This window comes from Undibacterium sp. TJN19 (genome assembly GCF_049339485.1).
Classification (GTDB): domain Bacteria; phylum Pseudomonadota; class Gammaproteobacteria; order Burkholderiales; family Burkholderiaceae_D; genus Undibacterium.
Genome location: NZ_JBMPPL010000103.1, coordinates 1 through 209, shown reverse-complemented (window position 1 = coordinate 209; position 209 = coordinate 1). Strand labels below are relative to the sequence as shown.

Annotated in this window: 1 protein-coding gene; it reads right to left on the bottom strand. The window is 56.5% G+C overall.

The annotated features are described in order from the left end of the window. Positions 1 to 209, bottom strand: a 209-nt coding sequence (locus tag ACO0LH_RS28725) for a hypothetical protein (protein ID WP_422944567.1), incomplete at both ends; no start/stop codon positions are given.

Here is a 209-nt window from a genome sequence, read left to right as displayed (position 1 = left end):
GTGAATGTTTCGCCAGAGACGATGTCGGTACCGTTAGTCAGGACGATTTGGGCGCCTGGGCTGTTGGAGACGATCGCTGCGATGGTGGCATCGGCTGTGGACTGGGCTGTGGCCAGTGTGGCAGCGTCAACGACTTTGCTCAGCCATACTTTGGCTGTGGCGTTGGCATCAACACCTGCGTAGGCAGTGATTTCTTTGGTGGTATCAAC